Annotated in this window: 19 protein-coding genes; 12 read left to right on the top strand and 7 right to left on the bottom strand. The window is 70.1% G+C overall.

The features are described from left to right. Positions 1–22: 22 nt before the first annotated feature. On the bottom strand, positions 23–529 hold the full coding sequence (locus IPI43_04165; protein MBK7773321.1) for a hypothetical protein: 507 nt from the start codon (positions 527–529) through the stop codon (positions 23–25). A 54-nt stretch (positions 530–583) separates the two neighbouring features. On the opposite strand from IPI43_04165, the gene IPI43_04160 reads away from it, so the two are divergent. Further along, the gene (locus IPI43_04160) at positions 584–1,192 is read left to right on the top strand and encodes a hypothetical protein (GenBank protein ID MBK7773320.1); all 609 of its coding nucleotides are present in this window, start codon (positions 584–586) and stop codon (positions 1,190–1,192) included. Between the two features lie 66 nt (positions 1,193–1,258). Here IPI43_04160 and IPI43_04155 read toward each other — a convergent pair whose 3' ends face one another. Continuing rightward, on the bottom strand, positions 1,259–2,746 hold the full coding sequence (locus IPI43_04155; GenBank protein ID MBK7773319.1) for an ABC-F family ATP-binding cassette domain-containing protein: 1,488 nt from the start codon (positions 2,744–2,746) through the stop codon (positions 1,259–1,261). A 220-nt stretch (positions 2,747–2,966) separates the two neighbouring features. On the opposite strand from IPI43_04155, the gene hrcA reads away from it, so the two are divergent. Together hrcA and IPI43_04145 are read left to right on the top strand one after the other, a co-directional pair. Continuing rightward, positions 2,967–4,031, top strand: coding sequence for a heat-inducible transcription repressor HrcA (hrcA, locus tag IPI43_04150; protein MBK7773318.1), 1,065 nt, complete (start codon positions 2,967–2,969; stop codon positions 4,029–4,031). 5 nt (positions 4,032–4,036) lie between these two features. After that, positions 4,037–4,501 (top strand): arsenate reductase ArsC, encoded by a 465-nt coding sequence (locus IPI43_04145; GenBank protein ID MBK7773317.1) that lies wholly within the window; start codon positions 4,037–4,039, stop codon positions 4,499–4,501. 53 nt (positions 4,502–4,554) lie between these two features. Here the strand turns inward: IPI43_04145 and IPI43_04140 are convergent, their stop codons facing one another. Then, positions 4,555–5,115 (bottom strand): Uma2 family endonuclease, encoded by a 561-nt coding sequence (locus tag IPI43_04140; GenBank protein ID MBK7773316.1) that lies wholly within the window; start codon positions 5,113–5,115, stop codon positions 4,555–4,557. Between the two features lie 137 nt (positions 5,116–5,252). Between IPI43_04140 and IPI43_04135 the strand changes: the two genes are divergently transcribed. Then, positions 5,253–6,482: an acyl-CoA dehydrogenase family protein gene (locus IPI43_04135; GenBank protein ID MBK7773315.1), complete on the top strand. Its 1,230-nt coding sequence runs from the start codon at positions 5,253–5,255 to the stop codon at positions 6,480–6,482. A gap of 114 nt (positions 6,483–6,596) precedes the next feature. Continuing rightward, complete coding sequence (locus IPI43_04130; protein ID MBK7773314.1) at positions 6,597–8,063, top strand: serine/threonine protein kinase; 1,467 nt, start codon at positions 6,597–6,599, stop codon at positions 8,061–8,063. 35 nt (positions 8,064–8,098) lie between these two features. Here the strand turns inward: IPI43_04130 and IPI43_04125 are convergent, their stop codons facing one another. Genes IPI43_04125 through IPI43_04115 form a run of 3 tightly spaced genes read right to left on the bottom strand, consistent with a single transcriptional unit; the run spans position 8,099 to position 12,383 of the window. Beyond that, positions 8,099–10,273, bottom strand: a complete 2,175-nt coding sequence (locus tag IPI43_04125) for a DUF3488 domain-containing protein (GenBank protein ID MBK7773313.1) — start codon at positions 10,271–10,273, stop codon at positions 8,099–8,101. Then, positions 10,270–11,430 carry a DUF58 domain-containing protein gene (locus tag IPI43_04120; protein MBK7773312.1) on the bottom strand — a complete coding sequence of 387 codons (1,161 nt, stop codon included), beginning with the start codon at positions 11,428–11,430 and terminating at the stop codon, positions 10,270–10,272. Before IPI43_04120 ends, IPI43_04125 begins: the two co-directional genes overlap by 4 nt. Continuing rightward, positions 11,427–12,383, bottom strand: a complete 957-nt coding sequence (locus tag IPI43_04115) for a MoxR family ATPase (protein ID MBK7773311.1) — start codon at positions 12,381–12,383, stop codon at positions 11,427–11,429. The genes IPI43_04120 and IPI43_04115 overlap by 4 nt, the downstream gene beginning before the upstream one ends. Positions 12,384–12,554: 171 nt before the next feature. On the opposite strand from IPI43_04115, the gene IPI43_04110 reads away from it, so the two are divergent. From IPI43_04110 to IPI43_04100, 3 genes are read left to right on the top strand one after another with little or no spacing between them, the layout of a single operon-like run. Further along, on the top strand, positions 12,555–14,060 hold the full coding sequence (locus IPI43_04110) for a leucyl aminopeptidase (GenBank protein ID MBK7773310.1): 1,506 nt from the start codon (positions 12,555–12,557) through the stop codon (positions 14,058–14,060). Further along, entirely contained in the window at positions 14,057–14,797 is a 741-nt protein-coding gene (locus tag IPI43_04105; GenBank protein MBK7773309.1) for a hypothetical protein, read from the top strand. Before IPI43_04110 ends, IPI43_04105 begins: the two co-directional genes overlap by 4 nt. Positions 14,798–14,856: 59 nt before the next feature. Continuing rightward, entirely contained in the window at positions 14,857–16,101 is a 1,245-nt protein-coding gene (locus tag IPI43_04100) for a hypothetical protein (protein MBK7773308.1), read from the top strand. Here the strand turns inward: IPI43_04100 and IPI43_04095 are convergent. Continuing rightward, positions 16,098–16,454, bottom strand: a complete 357-nt coding sequence (locus tag IPI43_04095) for an antibiotic biosynthesis monooxygenase (protein ID MBK7773307.1) — start codon at positions 16,452–16,454, stop codon at positions 16,098–16,100. The two genes, IPI43_04100 and IPI43_04095, sit on opposite strands and share 4 nt — an antisense overlap. A gap of 63 nt (positions 16,455–16,517) precedes the next feature. Here IPI43_04095 and IPI43_04090 point away from each other — a divergent pair, with 63 nt between their 5' ends. The 4 genes from IPI43_04090 (at position 16,518) to IPI43_04075 (ending at position 19,824) form a co-directional block, all read left to right on the top strand. Continuing rightward, positions 16,518–16,973 carry a 6-carboxytetrahydropterin synthase gene (locus IPI43_04090; protein MBK7773306.1) on the top strand — a complete coding sequence of 152 codons (456 nt, stop codon included), beginning with the start codon at positions 16,518–16,520 and terminating at the stop codon, positions 16,971–16,973. After that, the gene (locus tag IPI43_04085; protein ID MBK7773305.1) at positions 16,970–18,298 is read left to right on the top strand and encodes an aspartate aminotransferase family protein; all 1,329 of its coding nucleotides are present in this window, start codon (positions 16,970–16,972) and stop codon (positions 18,296–18,298) included. Before IPI43_04090 ends, IPI43_04085 begins: the two co-directional genes overlap by 4 nt. Positions 18,299–18,303: 5 nt before the next feature. Next, positions 18,304–19,461 (top strand): acyl-protein synthetase, encoded by a 1,158-nt coding sequence (locus IPI43_04080; protein ID MBK7773304.1) that lies wholly within the window; start codon positions 18,304–18,306, stop codon positions 19,459–19,461. An 84-nt stretch (positions 19,462–19,545) separates the two neighbouring features. Further along, a complete protein-coding gene (locus IPI43_04075) occupies positions 19,546–19,824 on the top strand; it encodes a hypothetical protein (GenBank protein MBK7773303.1) in 279 nt (92 codons plus the stop codon). Positions 19,825–19,846 lie beyond the last annotated feature (22 nt).

Here is a 19,846-nt window from a genome sequence, read left to right as displayed (position 1 = left end):
CGTGCGCCCCAACGGGCTGCCGTCACCCCTTCGCGCGGTTTTCGGCGGCTTCTTTCGCAAGCCGCGCGGCCTTCTGGCGCATGGCCTTGATGCGCCGGACCGGCTCATCGACCGCCATCCCATCCACCACCCGAACGGGCCCGGAGCGAGTGGTCAGCGTCACCCGGATCAGCTCCGAGTCGCTGATGGAGTCCGTGTCGACGTCCTCGATGTCTACGAAGAGGACCCGTCGCGGCTGCCCGTGTGGAGGGGTCACGGTCAGCTCTCCGCGGGTGTAGTTGGCTTCGACCACGACCTGCTGCTGCATGAGCGTGAGGGCCATCACGAGCAGGGTGAAGCCGGTGGCGGCGAACGCGGCGGCACCGAAGCGATACGGCGTGAGCTCGAGCACCAGCACGGGCCCGAGAGGCAGCACGAACACGATCGAGAGCACCAACGTGAACAGCCGCCACGCCTTGGTGTAGCGGGCGATTGAGAGCCGCTCGATCTCGTCGCGTGGCAGCTCGGGTCGTTGGGGAGTGCGGTACACGCTGGCTCGGGCGGGAAGCTATCGAGGTTCGCTCCCGTATGACACCGTACCGTCATGGTTCGCACATCGTCCACCCCTCGGCGCGTGCTCCTTCGAGCCCGTCTCCTGCTGCTCGCCAGCTTCGTGATCGCCACCGCCAGCGCGGGCTGCGGTGGGGCCACCTACACGACCGCGGGCGAGGCGCAGACCATCGCGGCCGCCAACTACCAGCCCGGCCAGTCCGTGCAGGTGGAGTGGCGCGGCAGCTGGTACGCCGCCACCATCGTGGCCGTGCTGGACGGCGGGCAGTACCACATCCACTACGACGGCTGGGGTGACGAGTGGGACGAGGCCGTGGACGCCTTGCGCATCCGCACCGAGGGCGAGGTGATCGCGCCGCCGTCTGAGCTCATCGCGCCGCAAGTGTTCGTGGACGACAGCGGCCAAGCCATCGAGAACACCGGCACGCAGGACGACCCGGGTGGGTACACGCCCACCCCCGAGTCACCCCTGCCGGCCGGCCTGCGCGTGCACGTGGAGTGGCGCGGCAGCTGGTACCTCGCCGAGATCCTGGACGCCCCCTTCGGCAGCGACACTGTGCGCGTGCACTACGTGGGCTGGGACGCCGAGTGGGACGAAGACGTCACACGCGAGCGCGTGCGCATCGACGGAACGACGCCGTGACCACGCTGCGGCCGACGCGCGCAAGCGGCTGACGCAGGCGAGGGCTCGGGAGTCCATGACGGTTCCTCAGCGCACACGCCCCGCGTCGATCTGCAAGCTGCTGGTGCACGTGGCCTGCGCGAACGCGTCATCGTGCGTGGCCAGCACCAGCGCGCCCGGGTAGTCCACCAGCGCGGCCGAGAGGAGCTCCACGCTCGGCAGGTCCAGGTGGTTGGTGGGTTCGTCCAACATCACCAGCCACACGTTGCGCGCGAGCCCCAGGGCCAGCTCCAGCTTCTTGGCCTCACCGGGTGACGGCGCTGGTGTGCGCATGAGCGCCTCGGGCGGCGTCCCGAGCGCAGCCAGCACCTCGTAGACGCGGCCGCGGTCCGTGTTCGGCAGCCCCTTTACCTCACGCAGCAGCGTGCTTGCGTCGCGCGCGTCGCGGTTCTGCGGCAGCCAGAGCACCCGCTCAGAGGACAGCCCGCTCGCCTCGCGCAACGCCCGCAGGAGCGTGCTCTTCCCTGCACCGTTGGGACCGCGCAGGTGCAGGCGCGTGTCCCGCTCGATGACCAGCGACACGTCGCGCAGCACCGGCCGCTCGGCAGACGGAAGCGCAGCGCGCGTGAGGGTCACCAAGCGGCCCTTGGGCGCCGGCTCGAAGGCCACGAACAGTGAGCGCCCGAGCCGCTTGCGCACGAACGTGGCCCCCAACGCGCGCTCCACACGCTCCTGCTCGCTGGCTGTGCGCGTCACCCGCTGCGAGAGCGTCTTGGCGGCCTGGATGACCCGCCCCTTGGCCAGCGCCCCGCGGGCGTCGCTGTCACGCGGACCCTTGATGCGGTTGCGCGCGCCAATCCCGCGGGTGGCCGCCTCGGCGGCACGACGCTCCTCCGTCACCCGCCGGTCGAGCTCGCGCTTCTGCGCGCGCAGGCCGTCTTGCACAGCCCGCGCACTCGCATGCTCACGCTCGCGCTGCGCCCGCGCTTCGCCATAGCCACCGCGGTACACACGCGCCTCACCTCCCTCGAGCCACACGATCTGCTGCACCAGCCCATCGAGCAGCGCCCGGTCGTGCGATACGAGGACCCCCACCCCGCGGAAGCGCCGCAGCGCGGCCAGGATCAGCTCGCGCGCCTCCGTGTCCACGTGGTTGGTCGGCTCGTCCAGCAGCAGCACCTCCGGCTCGGATGTCAGCGCCGCGCCCAGCTGGAAGCGACGGCGTTCACCGGGGCTGAGGGTCTCCCAGCGCTCGAGCTGCGCGGGCTCGAGGCTCAGCTGTCCCTGCCAGCGCAGCGCGCGCCGCTCGGTCGAGGCGGCCAGCGCGTGCACCTCGGCGGTGGGCTCGTCCACACGCTGCGGACAAAGCACCACGTCCTCGGGGAGCGGCCCGCTGCGAACCCCGGCGCTCGGCCGCAGCTGCCCGGCCAGCAGGCGCAGCAGCGTGCTCTTGCCGCCACCGTTCGGTCCCACGATGCCCGTCCAGCCCGGCTCGAGCGACAGGCTCACACCCTGAAACACGCTGTCGCCTTCGCCGAACGCGAACGCCACGTCATCCAATTGAAGTCTACCCATCGCCACACCCGCACACGGAGAGTCCATCGCGACGAGCCGTTGCGTGTCCACCCATGGGACGGCGCGGCTCGCGGTTCGAGGTCAGGCGACGTGGTTCATGACGGCCTCAAGATGCCGCCCAGCGATGGACGGCGCAAGGGCCGCGCGCGCGGTCGAGCAGCGCGCGGCCCGCTCTTTTCGTGGGCGCATCCGCTCCGCGTTTGTGACAAGGTGTGGACACGTGCCCCCTGCCCTCTCCGAACGTCAACGTCGCATCCTCTTCGCCGCGGTCACGGAGTACATCGCGACCGGTGAGCCGGTGGCGTCACGCCGCCTGCAGAAGGCCTACGAGATCGACCTCTCCCCGGCGACCATCCGCAACGTGCTCTCGGACCTCGAGGAGGCAGGCTACCTGGTGCAGCCCCACACCAGCTCGGGGCGCATCCCCTCGGAGACGGGTTTCCGCGCCTTCGTGGACGCGCTGGTCAGCATCAAGGCCGTCTCCACCGCGCACCGGCGCGCCGTGGGCCGGCGCCTGGGCACGCTCGGCCCGCACGCCGACCTGGTGCAAGAAGCCGGTGAGCTGCTCAGCTCGCTGACGGGCGCGGTCTCGGTCATCACGCGCCCGCGGCCCGAAGAAGAGGAGCTGGACCAGCTGCGCTTCATGCTGCTGCGCGCGGGCCAGGTGCTGGCCGTGCTGGTCACGCGCGCGGGCACCGTGCAGAACCGCGTGCTGGCGCTGCCCGAGGGAGTCGAGGCCAGCGAGCTCGAGCGCCTGAACAACTTCCTGGCGGAGCACGCGCCCGGCAAGTCCCTGCGGCAGCTGCGTGACTTCCTGGCCGCGCGCCAAGAGGACCGGCGTGGCGAGTACGACGCCCTGCGCGTGCACGCCAGCGCGCTCATCGAGGCCGCCGCTGACAGCGCGCCCAGCACCGTGGCAACCGTGGTCATCGAGGGGCAGCAGCGCCTGTTCGACCGGCCCGAGTTCGGCGACGCCGGCAAGATCCGCGGGTACCTGCGCGCCTTCGAAGACCGCGAGCGGCTGCTGGGGCTGCTGGACGAGACGCTGCTGGCGGGCGGCGTGCAGGTGCTGATCGGCACGGAGGCCAACCTGCACCCGGTGGAGGACATCTCGCTCATCGCCACGCGCTACGACGCCGGGCAGCACGCGCACGGCACGCTCAGCGTGGTGGGGCCCACACGCATGGACTACGCCCAGGTGGTGCCGCTGGTGCGCTACACGGCCAGCTTCGTGAGCGAGCGGCTCAGTGGGGGCACGCGCGACGACGCCGAGGCGGACGGGTGAGCGGGGTGGGCTCGGGCGTCCTGCCCGCGCGCGGGCTGCTCTTCGTGTGCATGCACAACTCGGCGCGCAGCCCCATGGCCGAGGCGCTGGCGCGGAAGCGCTTTCCTGCCCTGCACGTGAGCAGCGCAGGCCTGGTGCCGAGCGAGGCCGTGCACGCGTTGGCGGTGGAGACGCTGCGCGACGAGGACAGCCTGGACATCCGCCCGCATCGCCCCCGGCACCTCGGCAGCGTGGACCTCGCGCAGGTGGACCTGGTGGTCTCGCTGGCCGGCCCCGAGGTGCTGGCCAGCCTGCCGCGCGGCCTCGAGCGGCTGCACTGGCACACCGAGGACCCGACACTGGTGAGCTTCGACGTGCGCCGCGACGTGCTGCTGGATCGCTTCCGAGACGTGCGCGACTCCCTGGTGCGGCGCCTCGAGCAGCTGCGCACGCGGGGCCACGAGAGCTTCGGGCCGCCTGGGCTGCGCTGAGCTTGGGCACGGACAGCTCGCTGACGCAGCTTCGGGGCGTGGCTCGGTCTCGGTCAGCGCTCCCAGAGCCACGCGAGCTGCAGCTCGATCGCGTCGAATGGCTCCGCGCGAACCACGGCGTCGTCGCGGTGCGAACCGACGAGCACGAACCCCTTGGGTTCACGACGAAAGACCTCGAGCGTGCGCGCGCTGGGATCGACGAGCCACACATGCTCGACGTCGAACTCGAAGTAGAGCCGCATCTTGTCGACGCGATCCTTGGCCGCAGTCGAAGGCGAGAGAATCTCGGCGACCCAGTTCGGAGCGACGTCGGTCGCGGCGGTCTCGGGCACTTCGGGAAGGCGCTCTCGTCGCCAGCCCGCGAGGTCGGGAACGAGAACGTGCGGGCCGAGATGAAGCTCGGGCTCGTCGAGGACGATCCATCCTCCAGGACCGCCCAACCCACGGTCGAAGGGTCCACCGAGAACGTCACCCATTCGCGAGGCTGCGCGCGCATGCGGCAGCGAAGGGCGAGGCTGCACGTCGAGCACTCCATGGATGAGCTCACCAACGACGTGGTCCGGGAGCGCGAGCAAGTCGTCGTAGGTCGCGAGTCGGCGCGCTGCTTGGGCCATCGAGCGAAGCATAGACGGAACGCGCCCGGACGTCAGCGCCGGCTGGGCTTCCGTACGTTCCCACTTGTGAATGAACGCTCAGTCAGTAGTCTATCGACACCGTTCACCACGTGGTGAGTCGCACAGGAGAGCGCCCGATGATCGAGTGGAGCGAACAACACAAGCAGATCCGGTCCATGGTGCGACGCTTCGTGGAGGCCGAGATCGTCCCGCAGATCGACGCGCTCGAGCACGGCGACACGCCGCCTTACGAGGTGCTGCGCAAGATGCTCAAGACCTTCGGCATCGGGGACATGGCGAAGGGGAAGTTCCTGGCCGACCTCGAGCGCAAGAAGAAGGGCGAGGTGCGCGAGAAGAAGGAGCGCGAGGGCTTCCACGGTCCGTCGGCCGACGCGATGGCCATGCAGCTCATCCCCATCATCGAGCTCTGCCGGCACAGCCCGGGCATGGTGACCGCGCTCGGCGTCAGCATCGGGCTCACGGCCGGCGCCATCGAGCGCAAGGGCACGCTCGCGCAGCAGGAGGAGTTCGTGCCGCCGCTGCTCACCCTCGAGAAGGTGGGCGCGTGGGCCATCACCGAGCCCGGCAGCGGCTCGGACGCGTTCGGCTCCATGCGGGCCAGCGCGCGGCGCGACGGCGACGACTACATCCTGAACGGCAGCAAGACCTTCATCACCAACGGGCCCTTCGCGGACACCATCGTGTTCATCTGCCGGCTGGAAGGCGCCGCGGGGCCCGACGGCGAGCTGCCCATCGTGAGCTTCATCCTCGACCGGGGCACGAAGGGGCTCGAGCAGAGCAAGCCGCTGCGCAAGATGGGCATGCACAGCTCGCCCACGGGGCAGCTGTTCCTCGACGACGTGCGCGTGCCCAAATCGCGCCTGCTGGGCGAGAGCGAAGAGGGCGGCGCCCGCAAGAGCGCCAAGGACACGTTCGGCAGCGAGCGCACGGGTGTGGCGGCCATGGCCCTCGGCATCATCGAGCGCTGCCTCGAGCTGTGTAAGGAGTACGCCAAGACGCGCGTCCAGTTCGGCAAGGCCATCGGGGAGTTCCAGCTCATCCAGCTGAAGCTGGCGAAGATGGAGGTGGCCCGCATGAACGTGCAGAACCTGGTGTTCCGGCAGATCGAGCTGGCCGGGCACGGGAAGCACATGGACCTGGCCGAGGCGTCCGCCGCCAAGCTCTACAGCGCCCAGAGCGCGATGGAGGTGTGCCTCGAGGCCGTGCAGCTCTTCGGGGGCAACGGCTACATGGCCGAGTACCGCGTGGAGCAGCTCTGCCGGGACGCCAAAGTGCTCCAGATCTATGGGGGAACGGACGAGATCCAGATCTCGCAGATCGCGCGCACGCTGCTGCGTGACGCCTGACCCCCCAGAGGGGTGCGCACAAGACTTGCTATTGGCGCCCAAACGTCGCACTTTCGGGCGCGACAACCGTCGCATGGGCACCCCGTTAGAGAGCGTCTGAGGTACTGACCGAACATGGCCGAACAGCGATATCGCGTAGTGGAGCGCCTCGCCGCCGGTGGCATGGCGGAGGTCTTCGTCGGCGACGCCATGAGCGTGCAGGGCTTCAAGAAGCGCGTGGCCATCAAGCGCGTCTTGCCGCACCTCGCCTCCAACGAGAACTTCATCGGCATGTTCCTGGACGAGGCGCGCTTGGGCGCCCGCATGAACCACGCCAACATCGTGTCCGTCTTGGACATCGGCGCGGCGGACAACACGTACTTCATCGTCATGGAGTACGTGGACGGGGCCAACCTCAAGACCATCATCGAGGTGCTCCTGAAGCAGGGCCGCCCGGTGCCCATGAAGGAAGCGGTCTACATCGCCATGGAGGCCTGTCGCGGGCTGAGCTACGCGCACGAGCTGTGCGACGACGACGGCAACGACCTCGACATCGTGCACCGCGACATCTCGCCGCCCAACATCCTCATCAGCAAGCGCGGTGAGGTGAAGGTCACGGACTTCGGTCTGGCCAAGGCCAGCACGCAGCTCGAGAAGACCGACCCGGGCGTGGTGAAGGGCAAGTTCAGCTACCTGGCGCCCGAGGCCGCGCTGGGCGACGCCGTGGACGAGCGCGCGGACCTCTTCGCCATGGGCATCGTGCTCTGGGAGATGATCGCCGGGAAGCGCCTGTTCCTGGGCGACTCGGACTACCAGACCGTTAAGCTGGTGCAGCAGGCCAACGTGCCGAAGTTGTCTTCGGTCAACCCAGAGGCCGACGACAGCCTCGAGCGCGTGTTGGCGAAGGCGCTGGCAAAGCACCCCGCGGACCGCTACCAGACGGCGCGCGAGATGAGCGACGCGCTGGCGGGGTTCCTCTTCAGCCACCAGATGAAGGTGACGTCGTACGACATCGCGGCGCTGGTGAAGAACGCGGTCGAGAACGAGGACAAGCCGCGCGGCGCCGCCGGGCAGCAGTCCATCATCGACAAGCTCATCCAGGAAGAGCTGGTGCGCTTCACCTCGCTGGGTAGCGACGGGGTGACCCACGGCCACGCGCCCTCGTCCGACTCCGATGACGGCGGGGCCAAGCCCCTGGACGCGGGCTCCTTCGAGGACCCCTCCTCGTGGTTCTCGGACGACGGCGACGCGGGCCTCGGCTTCGGCGACGGCGCGGGCGCCAACAGCGGTGGCGCACAGCCCGGCTGGCGCGAGTCCGGTGTAGACGAAGGCATCGCCAAGCTGGAGTCGCAGAGCGTCAACCTCGGGGCCGCTGCAGGGACACCCACCCCAGCCAGCAAGCCGTCGGGCAAGGCTGGGGCGACACCCGCCGCAGGGCCGGGGACACCCACCGGAGCCGGGGCGGCAGGGGCTGCGGGGACACCCACCCCAGCGTCCACCCAGACGACCACGTCCGGGGGCGGCGGCGGCAAGTGGCTGGTGGTCGGGCTGGTGCTGCTGGCCGTCGGTGGCGCGGCGGCGTTCCTGCTGACTCAGTCTTGATTCTGGCCAGCCGCTGAGTCGTGACCTGAGCCGCTTCAGCGCACCTCGTGCAGCCTGCGCCTCCAACGCTTGGCGTCGCTCGCGCTGAGTCCGGCCGTGCCGAAGCGGGCCGCCACGTAAGCCTCGGTGATGGCGGTGACCACGTCCGCGCCTGCGCGCCCTTCCCGGACCAGGCTCTCGGCGTGTCGGGTGGGTGTCCTCGCAGGGGGTCGGGGGACACCCACGCGAGCCAGGCGGCGCTCCATGACCCGGTACAAGGCCTGCGCGCGCAGCGCATCGGGGGACAGCGGGTTGGTGCGCGTTCGGGACCGCTGCCGCCAGGTCAGCCCGATGACCAGGGCGATCAACGCGAGGGACGCGGTGGCCAAGAGCGTGGCTCCGCGCGAACGGGAGGAGAGCGCCGACAGCTCGGGGTCGCGGGACGCTTGGTCGTCGTCGCCTCCGAGGACACCCATCGAGCGGAAGAAGCGCCCGATGGCGCGTAGCCCCGCCACCTGCGAGCGCAGGTCGTAGCCGACGATGCGCCGCTGCCAGGCCGTGCGAAGCGCATCCATCATCTCGCGCAGGGGCGTCAGGACGGGGACCTCGGTAGGGCCGCTCAGCCCACGCGCCACCGGCGTGGGGTCGAACGTCCGCCAGTCGCCGTCGATGTACGCCTCGACCCAGCTGTGGGCGTCACCATTGCGAATCCCGTAGTACTGCCCGAAGCGGTTGTACTGCCCGCCCACGAAGCCGGTGACGTTCCGTGTGGGGACCCCCACCGTTCGGAGCATCACGGCCATGGCGGTCGAGAAGTACTCGCAGTGGCCGGCACGCGCCTCGAAGAGGAAGACGTGGAGTGGGTCGCGCCCCGTGGTGTCGGGCTGCGTCAGCGTGTAGGCGAACGTGCCCGAGTCACGCAGGTAGCGCTCCACCCGGCGCGCCATCGCCGCGGGCGTGGTCGCGTCGCCCACCACCTCGCGCGCCAGGGCCTCGATGCGCTCTTGGCCCGCCGGGAGCTGCAGGTAAGCGGGGGCCTCGCGCTCACTCAGCTGGAGTCCCAGCCCGGGTCGGACCCAGATGCTATCGCGGGCGGCGTTCGAAGCATCGTCCGGCGCGGCAATGGCCTCGTACGCGAACGGCAGGCCGTCCGGCTCGAGGTAGCGCAAATCGAGCCCTGTACGCAGCTCGAGGCTGCGAAAGACGATCACCCCGTTGGACACGCGCGGGGCGACGTCGACGGCGACGGTACGCTCGGGCAGGAACACCACGGGCTCGTCCAGCGGGTCGACGATGACGCTCAGGTGGATGTCCCCGTCGAGCGGCCGGCGCCGCAGCATGAAGCGCTCGCCGATGTCGACCAGGCGCTCACGCACATCGAGCCGCCGGGTCCAGTGACCTGCCTCGTAGTGATCGAACGACGTCCCGCGCATGCGCAGCGGCCAGTAGGCTGGGGGATTCGTCGGCAGCGGCTGCGGGGTCACCCGCATGACCACCGTGGGATCGTCGCGAATCACCCCGAAGCCGCCGAGCTCCACGTCCCCGCCGAAGCCGACCACGGTCTCGGAGTCGCCGTCGCCCAGCGAGAGGAACCCGATGCCGACGCGCGGGAAGAGCAAGAAGAACAGCGCCGTGACGATGAACAGCGGCAGCGAGAGCAGCGCTGTGCCCGCGAGGAACCCCCCACCCACGAGGGGACGTTGCATCCACCCCACGGCCTCGGGTGACGGGCCATCCGTGATGGTGGCGCCGGGCAGCGCGTGTTGACTCTCGATCTCGCCGCGCAGGTGGTTGAGCGCCAGGATCCAGGGCGTGGCGATCACGTACAGGAAGAAGATGACCGCGTAGTCGAGCCCGCTCGAGAGGATGGTCGCCGCGAGGAGGTGGATGATGGCCAAGACCGCGATGTGCTGGTAGTCGAGCGCAGAGCGGCGGTGGTAGAGGCGGGACACCTGCAGCGCCCCGACGAACTCGACCGAGAGGGTGAGGATGGAGACGTCCGTGAAGCCGCGCGCCACCTGCACCACGGCCAGGGCGGCCATCATGGCGGTGATGGTGCGCGACCAGCGCGCGGGGAGGAAGCGGCGCTCGTCCACGAACCAGCTGGCCACGACGAGGACACCCATCAGCGCGACGAGCGGCGGGCGCATGACCCCGCCCAGCGTGAGCGCGAAGAGGCCCACGCTCGCGACGATGTACGTGATGAGCTTGTGGAGGCGGATGAAGCTCACGCCGCGCGGCCTCCCCGCGTGGGTCCGGGTTCGAGTGCTGGCACCGCCGGGGCCGCAGGCCGCTCGGCTGGCTCGATGGGGATTCGGAGCAGGATGCCAGCATCACGCCGGGCAGGGTGTCCCGCGGCGCCCACGGGTGACTGTCCCGCTGCGTCGAGGGGCTGGAGCAGGGCGAGGTAGCGGAGCAGGGGGTCCGGCACGCCACCCGCATCCACGCGCGGGCTCTCGGAGCCCTCGGCGCGGACAGCCACCGAGATGCCGTGCGCGAGCGACGCGACGGCGAGGGACGCGCACTCCGACACGGCGACCTCGAACGCGGCGTCCCACAGGGCGCGCTGAGCGGGGTCCGTGGGAGGGCGCTCGTCGAGGGCCAGGGTGAGCGAGCGGTCGGCCTCGGCGGCGCGCTCGCGCGAGACCAGGCGCCCGAAGCTGGCGCTGCGGCGCCAGTGGATGTCGCGGGCCTCGTCTTCCACGCGGTGCGCACGGAGGCCGAGGGTGTCTGGCCCGTGACCGCGGCGGGTGGTGGCGTCCGCCAGGCCCAGCTGATGGGGCGGGAACGCCGGCAGCGACACCTCGCGGACCTCGGGGTAGACGAGCACCTCCTCGGCGTGACCGCGCCGGCTGACCTTCTCGATCAGGCCAAAGGGGTAGCGCGTGGTGACCAGGAGTCTGCCGAGCACGTGGAGGCCGCGGCGCTCGGGGGTCAGCGTGGTGGTGACGGTGACGCGCGTGCCAGCGGGGACGCGGACCACGTAGGCGCCGCGGCCGTGGAAGGGCGGGGGCGGCTCGGTTGGGTGTCCTCGGCGGCCGAGGGGTGGCGACGGCTCGGGTGGGTGTCCTCCGACGGCCTCCTCGCGGACCTCGAGCGAAAAGCTGGGCAGCACACGCTTCTGGTTCTCGAGCGTGACCTCCACGTCGTGGGAGCGACCGACGTAGAGCCGCACGGGGAGCCGCCGCTTGGCGCGCAGCTGGTACAGCGCGAGGTCACTGAGCGTGCCGCTCACCAGCAACAAGCTCAGGAGCAGGCCCAGGATCAAGTAGAGCAGGTTGTTGCCCGTGTTGACCGCCGCGATGCCCACCCCGATCGTGACGAACACGTAGCCCTTGCCCTGCCGGGTGAGGGAGAAGCGCCTGCGTCGTGGGGCGCGCTGGCTCATACCGGGACGGGGATGGTCTGCAGGAGCTCCCGGATGGCGGCCTCGGCCAGCGTACGATCGAGTGGATCGCCAGTGGTGCGCACGCGGTGGGCCAGCACGGGCACCGCGAGTGTCTGAACGTCGTCCGGGGTGGCGTAGTCGCGCGACTGCACCAACGCGTGGGCGCGCACCGCTCGCTCGAGGGCCAGCGCCGCGCGGGTGCTGGCGCCGAGCGTCAGCCGGGGGGCCTCGCGCGTAGCGAGCACCACGGCATGGAGGTAGTCCAGCACGGCGTCGTCCACACGCACCTCGTCCACGGCAGCGCGCGCGACCGTGAGGTCCTCGAGGCTCCAGCAGCGTCCGAGGCGAGCCACCGGGTCACTCCCGTCGCGCTCGCGCAGCAGCGCACGCTCTACCTCGGGCGCGGGGTAGCCGATGCGCAGCCGCACCAGGAAGCGGTCCAGCTGGGACTCGGGCAGCGGGTAGGTGCCGTAGAAGTCGTCGGGGTTCTGTGTGGCCAGCACGAAGAAGGGCTCACCCAGGCGATGCGTCTCACCCTCCACGGACACCTGGCGCTCGTCCATGACCTCCAACAGTGCGCTCTGCGTCTTGGGCGTGGTGCGGTTGATCTCGTCCGCCAACAGCAGCTGCGTGAACACGGGCCCTGGGCGGAAGCGAAACGTGCCCGAGGTCGGGTCGTACACGTTGCCCCCGAGGACATCGGCCGGCATCAGGTCGCTCGTGAACTGCAGCCGCCGGAACTCGAGCCCGAGGGAAGCCGCGAGCGCCCGGGCCAGCGTGGTCTTGCCCACACCGGGCACGTCCTCGACCAGCACGTGACCCCCTGCGAGGAGGGCGGTCACCGCCAAGCGCACCACGTCGTCCTTCCCGCGCAGGACCGTGCCGACGTGCTGGATCAGCCGACGCGTGGACAACGTGGCCGCGCTCGCGGCGGACGAGGGGTTTGCGGACACGCGCTGGGGGGAAGGTTGCGAGGACACCCACCCAGACTACTACCCTCCGCCCCCGGTTCATTCCTCCTTTCGCGCCTTGTGCGACTTGCGGGTTCTTGCCCGAACCCCTGCCTTGGTGGACCATGGCGCGTCCGCACCCCCTGGTGCTGCCCCCAGGAACAGAAGGTACCCATGCGCATCTCGCTCTCCGACGTCTCGCTCCAGCAAGCCCCGGTCGACATCTTGGTGGTCGGCGTGCGCTCGACCAACCCCAAGAAGGACGCTCTGCTCGACAAGGTCGAGAAGGCGGCCGGGGGCACGTTGATCGCGCGCGCCATCAAGGACGAGGGCTTCGAGGCGAAGTCCGGGCAGTCGCTGAAGCTGGCCGTCGGCGGTCGCCTCAAGGCCGGCTGGGTGGTGCTGGTTGGGCTCGACGGCAAGGCCAGCGCCGAGGACGCGCGGACGCTGGGCATCCGTGCGGTGCGCGCGGCGAAGCAGCAGAAGAGCGTGGCCATCGTGCTGCCCAACGACACGGCCGAAGAGGCTCGCCTGGCGGTGGAAGGGCTGCTCAGCGCAGCCTACTTGTACGAGACCTACAAGACCGGCAGCCGCCGCGCGAAGGGTGGCGTGAAGTCGGCGTTGATCCTGACCGCCGACAAGAAGCGCGCGGACCTGCGCGACGCGCTGCGCGACGGCAAGGCGCTGGGTGAGGCGGTCAACCTCGCGCGTGACCTGGTGAACGGGCCGCCGAACGACATCCACCCCGTGGCGCTGGCGGACGCGGCGAAGAGCGCGTGCGCGGCAGCCGCCGAAGAGGTCAAGGACGGCACGCTGACCTGCAAGGTGTACGACGAGAAGTGGATGACCAAGGAACGCATGGCGCTGTTCCTGGCGGTCAACATGGGCTCGACGACGCCGCCGCGGGTGGCGCACATGGTGTACAAGCCGGCCAACGCGAAGAAGCGCGTGGTGTTCGTGGGCAAGGGCCTCACGTTCGACGCGGGTGGTCTGTGCATCAAGCCTGCGGCGTCCATGGGCGACATGAAGTGCGACATGGCGGGCGCGGCGGTGACCATCGGCATCGTGGTCGCGGCGGCGCGCATGGGGCTGCCCATCGAGGTGCACGGGGTCATCGGGACCACCGAGAACCTGCTCGGCGCGTCGGCCTTCCGTCCGAGCGATGTGTACACGTCGCGCGAGGGCAAGACGGTGGAGATCATCAACACGGACGCCGAGGGCCGCTTGGTGCTGGCGGACATCCTGCACTGGGCCACCGAGCTCGAGCCGGACTACCTGATCGACCACGCCACGCTGACGGGCGCGTGCATGGTGGCGCTCGGACAGTACCGGGCGGGGCTCTACGGCAACGACGACGAGCTCGCCGAGGGCTACATGGGCGCGGCCAAGACCAGCGGCGAGCAGTATTGGCGCATGCCGCTCGATGCGGACCTGAAGAGCTCGCTCAAGAGCGACATCGCGGACCTCAAGCACACGGGCTCGCGGTACGGCGGGTCGATCACGGCCGCGCTGTTCCTGCAGGAGTTCATCGGCAAGACCAAGTGGCTGCACCTCGACATCGCCGGACCGGCCTACGTGGACCACGCGCACGGGCGCTACCCGAAGGGCGGCACGGGCTTCGGCATCGCCACGGGCGTGAGCTTCCTGGAGCGGCTCGCCGCTGAGCCGCCAAGCGCTTGAGCCCCCACCCATGGCTGGGCCGGAGCCTGCGGGTGGCGTGCATGACCCTGCTGCTCTTGGACGCTTCCGTCGCGCACGCGCACCTCGGTCACTTGGTGCAGCAGGCGGAGCGCTACCTGAAGGTGGACGTGTCCGGGTACCGGGTGCGGCTCGTGGTGTCGCTGACCCTCGGAGCGCGCGAGACCTCCCGCTTGATGCAGGAGGCGGACGAGGACGGGAACGGGCTCGTGTCCCCCGAGGAGCGCGACGCCTACATGGCGCTGTGGGGGGCCGGGCTTCGCGAGGAGCTCACCGTGGAGGTCGACGGGAGGCGCGTGCCCGTCGAGTACGCCGAGCCCTTCATGCAGCCCATCGGTCCGATCGTGGCGACCGACGGTGCCGTGGAGATGATCGGGACGTTCGACCTCGATGGGGGTGAGCAGACGGTGGTCATCCGCGACGGGATGCCCACCGACCCCTTCGACCGCACGGACTATTCGTTCCGCGCCCGTGATGGGGCCGTGCTGGTGGCGAGCGGGCTCGGTGAGGAAGCGACGGAAGCCCTCGAGCATGCGTCGGTGCATCGCGGGATGCCGCTTCCGGGGGAGTTCATGGTGCGCGTGCGCGTGCCCGAGCGTCCCCGCCGGTTGCAAGAGCAGGTAGTGCTGGTGCTCCCGTGGGTGGCCGGGTTGTGCATCGCCTTGCTGCTGAGCGCAGCGCTGGTGCGGTTCAAGCGGCGCGCGCGAAGTCTGCAGTGATAGAACGAACTGATACCGTGGCACGCCCAGCGCTGACCCCACGGAGGAAGACGAGCCGAATGACCTCGAACGCCGACATCGAACGCTACTCTGCCGCCGTGCGCGCCGCGACCAGCTGCGCCGAGGCGCTCACGCTCGCTGCCCCGCTCATCGCAGAGGCCCAACACCACAGCGCAGCCGCGGTGGCCTTGGTGGACCTCGTCGGAGAGTCGTTGTTCGACTTCGAGGAGTCGGAGAAGCTCCTGAGCGACCTCCTCGCGCAGGCAGACCACGAGCTCCTCGCGCAGATCGGGCGCGCCGCGGCCGCCGTGGTGAACATCGACGACCTGAACGCGGCGCCGGTCGCTCCGAGATTCTTCACCGACCTCGTCGGTCGGCTGCAGCAATGCTGCGCGCTCGAACCGTCGAACGCGCAGCTGGCCGCAGCGCTCGCGAGCGCCGCCCATCGGGGCGGGCGGTCATTCGACGAGGTCGCGGAAGGCGCCTTCGCCGCTGCCATCTCCCTCGAGCCGGACAACCCCAACCACCGCTACAACCGTGGCCTGTTCTACAAGACACGAGGGCGGTTCGAGGAGTCCGTGGAGGACAACCGCCAGGCCCTCGCGTTGGGAATGCAGAACGACGGAGCGAAGTGGAACGTAGGCATCGCCGCGACGGCCAGCGCTCAGGGCGCGCTCGCGCTCGAGACCTTTCGGGGACTCGGACTGAAGCTCGAGCTCTCGCCCGCTGGACGCGCCGAGGGGACGTTTCCGACCTGCATGTTTCGTGTGGCAGAACGGCCCGTCGCGGAGCGGGACTCCCAGCAGGACGACCCCGGCGGAGAGGAGACGGTGTGGCTCGAGCGCATCGGGGCGGCCCACGGCATCGTTCGAAGCGTTCTCACTCGAGACCTGGGCGTGGACTACGGTGACGTGGTCGTCTTCGACGGGGCACCCATCGAACGACACGAGGTGGGCGGTCGGGAGGTGCCCGTGTTTCCGCACCTCATGACACTCGAGCGCCGTCACTATCAGCGCTATCCCTTCGCCGGAGAGCAACGGGAGCCGCAGCAGGACATGGTCGCGAGCAAGCTCCTGCCGGGCGATGCCGTCTTGTACTCGCACACAGAACAGCACACCAACGTGGTGGGTGCGCTGATGGCTCCCCGGGACATTCCCCCTGCCGAGTTGCGGAAGGCCCTCGACAGCGCGCTGGCTCGGACCCCCGCGCTGCGTGTGGCGTGCCCCGAGCTGTCGCGCGCAGCCGGTGTGTTCGACGAGGCGGAAGAGCGCAGGTTTCAGGAGTGGGCTCCGCTGGTCGACTAGACCTCGAGGTCCGTGCTCAGGAAGCACTCGTGCACCTCCAGCACGTTGGGCCCGCGGAACATCTCCTGCGGCGCACGGTTGCGGTGGGCCTCGCGGAACGCCTCGCTCTTGGTCCAGGCGGTGAAATCGGCGAGCGAGCGCCACCAGGTCTTGACCTCGTAGTAGCCGGCGGCCTCCGGGTCGGGCTCGAAGCCGCCCGTCTCGTGCGAGAACTTCACGGGGCGCGGGCGATGCACCTCGTTGCGGACGAAGCCCGGGCTCTGGTCGACCAGGTGGACGCGCTTGCGGAAGCGGTCCTCGAAGTCGATCTCGTGGCCCTCGGCCACGGGGATGCGATTGGTGACGACGATCATGCCCCGAGGGTGCGCAAACGGGCGGCCTCTGGCAAGGACGGCCGCGCCTGATATCGTTGCCGCGTGTACCGCTCTTCCAAGACGTTTCGTGGCTTCTCGTGCGCCCATCGCAAGTGGCGACACACCGGACACTGCGCCCACGTGCACGGCTACAGCCGCGAGTTCACGTTCTGGTTCGAGTCCAGCACCCGCGACGAGAACGGCTTCGTCATGGAGTTCGGCGCGCTCAAGCCGCTCAAGGCGTGGCTCGACCAGCAGTTCGACCACACCCTCCTGTTGGACACGAGCGACCCGTTGATCCCGCAGTTCCGGGACATCGAAGCGCGAGGTGGCGCCCGCTTGAACCTGCTGCCCGATGTCAGCTGCGAGGGCACGGCGCACTTCGTGTACGAGCACGCAGCAGCGTGGATTCACGAAGCGACGCGTGGTCGCGTCTGGATCGTGTCGGTCGAGTGCCGTGAGAACGAGCACAACTCGGCCATCTTCATCGCACCCCTGGCGCAGACGAGCCCGAGGTGAGCTCGAGCACGTGCGAAGGCCTGCGGCTGCCTGGCATCGTCAGCGCCGTGCCCGGCCGCCGCGGTCTTGCCTGGGTAGACGCGCTCGCGCGCTCGGAGTGCCCCGCCTTCACCGCGAGGCGAGCCCGACGTGCGGAGCTGAGCGGCGCCCCGACAGACCCCATCGTGTGGACCGCGGCCGTCGGAGCCAACGTGGAAGACGCCGACGGGAACCGCTACGTGGACTTCACCAGCGGCTTCGGTGTGGCGGCCGTGGGCCATCGGCACCCGCGTGTGGTCGAGGCGATCACCGCGCAGTCCCAGCGGCTCATCCATGGCCTCGGCGACGTTTACCCATCGGACGTGAAGATCACGTTGCTGGAGCGCCTGGCCAAGCTCGGTCCCTGGCGCGAGTCGCGCGTCATCCTCGGGCTCTCGGGCAGTGACGCCATCGAGGCCGCGCTCAAGACCGCTGCGCTCGCCACGGGTCGGCCCGGCGTCGTCGGCTTCGAGGGCGGGTACCACGGCCTGGCCCACGGCCCACTCGCGCTGTGTGGCTACTCGGAGGGCTTCCGGCGTCCCTTCGCGGCGCAGCTCAACCCGCACGCGCACATCGTTCCGTGGCCCGCAGAGTCCTGCCCGCTCGAAGACGCGCTCGCGCCCGTGCGGCGCCTCTTCGAGGGACACCCATCCGAGCGGCCCGGCGCCATCTTGGTGGAGCCCATCCAAGGTCGCGGCGGCGTGCGCATCCCGCCCCGCGGCTTCTTGGAAGCCCTCCAGGGCGTGTGTGAGCAGCACGGCGCGCTCCTGATCGCCGACGAGATCCTGACGGGCCTGGGCCGCTGCGGCGAGCTGCTGTACAGCCTGCGCGAGACGGAGCCGCACATCATCTGCATCGGGAAGGCGCTGGGAGGCGGTCTCCCGGTGTCCGCTTGCCTCGGCGACGCCGCCGTCATGCAGGCCTGGGGCGCGCCCGAAGGCGAGGCACTGCACACGGGGACGTTCTTTGGACACCCCCTGGGTGCGGCAGCCGCGCTGGCGGTGCTCGACGTGCTCGACAGTGAAGACCTGATCGCGCGTGGTGCGGCGGCAGGGGTCCGCCTGACCGAGATGCTGAGTGAGCGTGGCCTCGGCCCGGTGCGCGGTGCCGGGCTGCTGCTGGCGCTCCACATCGGCCCCGCCAAGCGAACGCTCGCGCTGGTGCACGCCCTCCTGCAGCGCGGGTACCTGGTGCTGCCCGCGGGCGCAGATGCGTCGGTGCTGCAGTTCGTTCCGCCGCTCACCGTCACGGACGAGCAGCTCGCAGGGCTGGTCGAGACCCTCGCCACCGTGATGGGTGCCCCTTGAGCACCGTGAGCCCCACCCACGAGACCGCACGAGCCGAGCTGGCCGGGCGAATCTCCGCCTTCATCGCGTCGGGCGCCTCGGGCACCTCGGGGGACACCCACCCAACGGGCGCGAAGGTGGCCTCGCAGGACACCCACCTGGACTCCCTCCTCCGCGACCTGGCGGCCTTCCAAGCCGAGCACGTCGAGCCGTACCAGCGCCTCTGTCAGGCACAAGACGGCCGCCCTCACCCGCTCGGTTGGGCGCCGGCCATGCCCACCGACGTGTTCCGCTACACCCGCGTGGCGGCACATCCGTCCTCCGAGGACACCCACCTGTTCCGCACCTCCGGGACCACCAGTGGCGCCCGGGGCACCCACGCCTTCCGCGATCTCGCGCTCTATGACGCGGCCGCCGAGGCGCACGCGCGCCGCATGCTCTTCCCCGACGTGCCACGCATGGCGCTGGTGATGCTGGCCGCCCATCCGGTGCGTGTCCCCGAGAGCTCCCTCTCCTACATGCTCGAGCGCTTCGAGACGTGGTTCGGGACCGGTCCCGCCACCTGGTGCATGCGCGACGACACCCTCGACCACGCCGCGCTGACAGCCGCCCTGCTGACGGCTCAGCAAGCGGGAACCCCCGTCGCGCTGCTGGGCACCTCGTTCGCGTTCGTGTTCGCCGAGGACGCGCTCGACACCCACCGCTTCGAGCTTCCCGCGGGCAGCCGCATCATGCAGACGGGGGGCTACAAGGGGCGCTCGCGCGAGGTCGAGCCCGCCACGCTGCGGCAGCTCCTGAGCGCGCGCTACGCCATCCCGGAGGACTTCATCGTGGCGGAGTACGGCATGACCGAGCTCAGCTCACAGCTGTACGAGGCCTCCCTGAGCGACCGCGTCGCGGGCCACCCGCAGCCTCGTCGCCACTTGGTCCCGCCGCCCTGGGTGCGCGCCACGCCCGTGGACCCCGAGACCCTGGCGCCCGTCCCACAGGGTCAGGTGGGTGTCCTCCGTATCGACGACGCCGCCAACCTGGACTCGGTGTCGGCCATCCTGACCTCGGACCTCGCGTCCGCCGCGCGAGACGGTGCTCGCGGGGTGGACCTCCACGGGCGGGCGTCGGGTGCCACGCTGCGGGGCTGTTCACTGGCCGTCGAGGAGGCGCTGAGTGCTCGTGGGCGTGACTGAGGCCACCTCCGAGGACACCTCCGTGTGAAGAGGTGGGTCCCTGGCGCGGTTGCCACTCAGGATTCCGGGCCTTAGCATGGCGACATGGATGCCGCGTCGGTCAGCCTCACCATCAGCGTTCCTTCGGCGCTCGCCGACGCGAGCACGGCTGACCTGGCGCGCCTGCTTCTCATCCTCGACGCGGTGCGCTCGGAGCGGATGACCTGGCGCGCCGCGGCGCGCGCGCTCGATGTCGCGCCGGACCGTCTCCTCGACCTGGCTCGCGATCACGGGATCGCGGTGGTGCGGTACGAGCCGGCCGACGTCACGGACGACCTCGACACTCTGAACAAGCTTCACAAGCTCCACGAACAGCACCGTTGATAGTCATCGCGGACACGTCGCC

The sequence above is a fragment of the Sandaracinaceae bacterium genome, from assembly GCA_016706685.1.
Lineage (GTDB): Bacteria > Myxococcota_A > Polyangia > Polyangiales > Houyiibacteriaceae > JADJJE01.
This window is presented reverse-complemented; position numbering and strand designations above follow the sequence as displayed.

Coding starts and splice junctions, on each gene's coding strand:
- IPI43_04135 (MBK7773315.1), top strand. CDS start 5,253: ATGATCGAGTGGAGCGAACAACACAAGCAGATCCGGTCCATGGTGCGA.
- IPI43_04110 (MBK7773310.1), top strand. CDS start 12,555: ATGCGCATCTCGCTCTCCGACGTCTCGCTCCAGCAAGCCCCGGTCGAC.
- IPI43_04100 (MBK7773308.1), top strand. CDS start 14,857: ATGACCTCGAACGCCGACATCGAACGCTACTCTGCCGCCGTGCGCGCC.
- IPI43_04140 (MBK7773316.1), bottom strand. CDS start 5,115: ATGGCCCAAGCAGCGCGCCGACTCGCGACCTACGACGACTTGCTCGCG.
- IPI43_04120 (MBK7773312.1), bottom strand. CDS start 11,430: ATGAGCCAGCGCGCCCCACGACGCAGGCGCTTCTCCCTCACCCGGCAG.
- IPI43_04075 (MBK7773303.1), top strand. CDS start 19,546: ATGGATGCCGCGTCGGTCAGCCTCACCATCAGCGTTCCTTCGGCGCTC.
- IPI43_04095 (MBK7773307.1), bottom strand. CDS start 16,454: ATGATCGTCGTCACCAATCGCATCCCCGTGGCCGAGGGCCACGAGATC.
- IPI43_04155 (MBK7773319.1), bottom strand. CDS start 2,746: ATGGGTAGACTTCAATTGGATGACGTGGCGTTCGCGTTCGGCGAAGGC.
- IPI43_04160 (MBK7773320.1), top strand. CDS start 584: ATGGTTCGCACATCGTCCACCCCTCGGCGCGTGCTCCTTCGAGCCCGT.
- IPI43_04130 (MBK7773314.1), top strand. CDS start 6,597: ATGGCCGAACAGCGATATCGCGTAGTGGAGCGCCTCGCCGCCGGTGGC.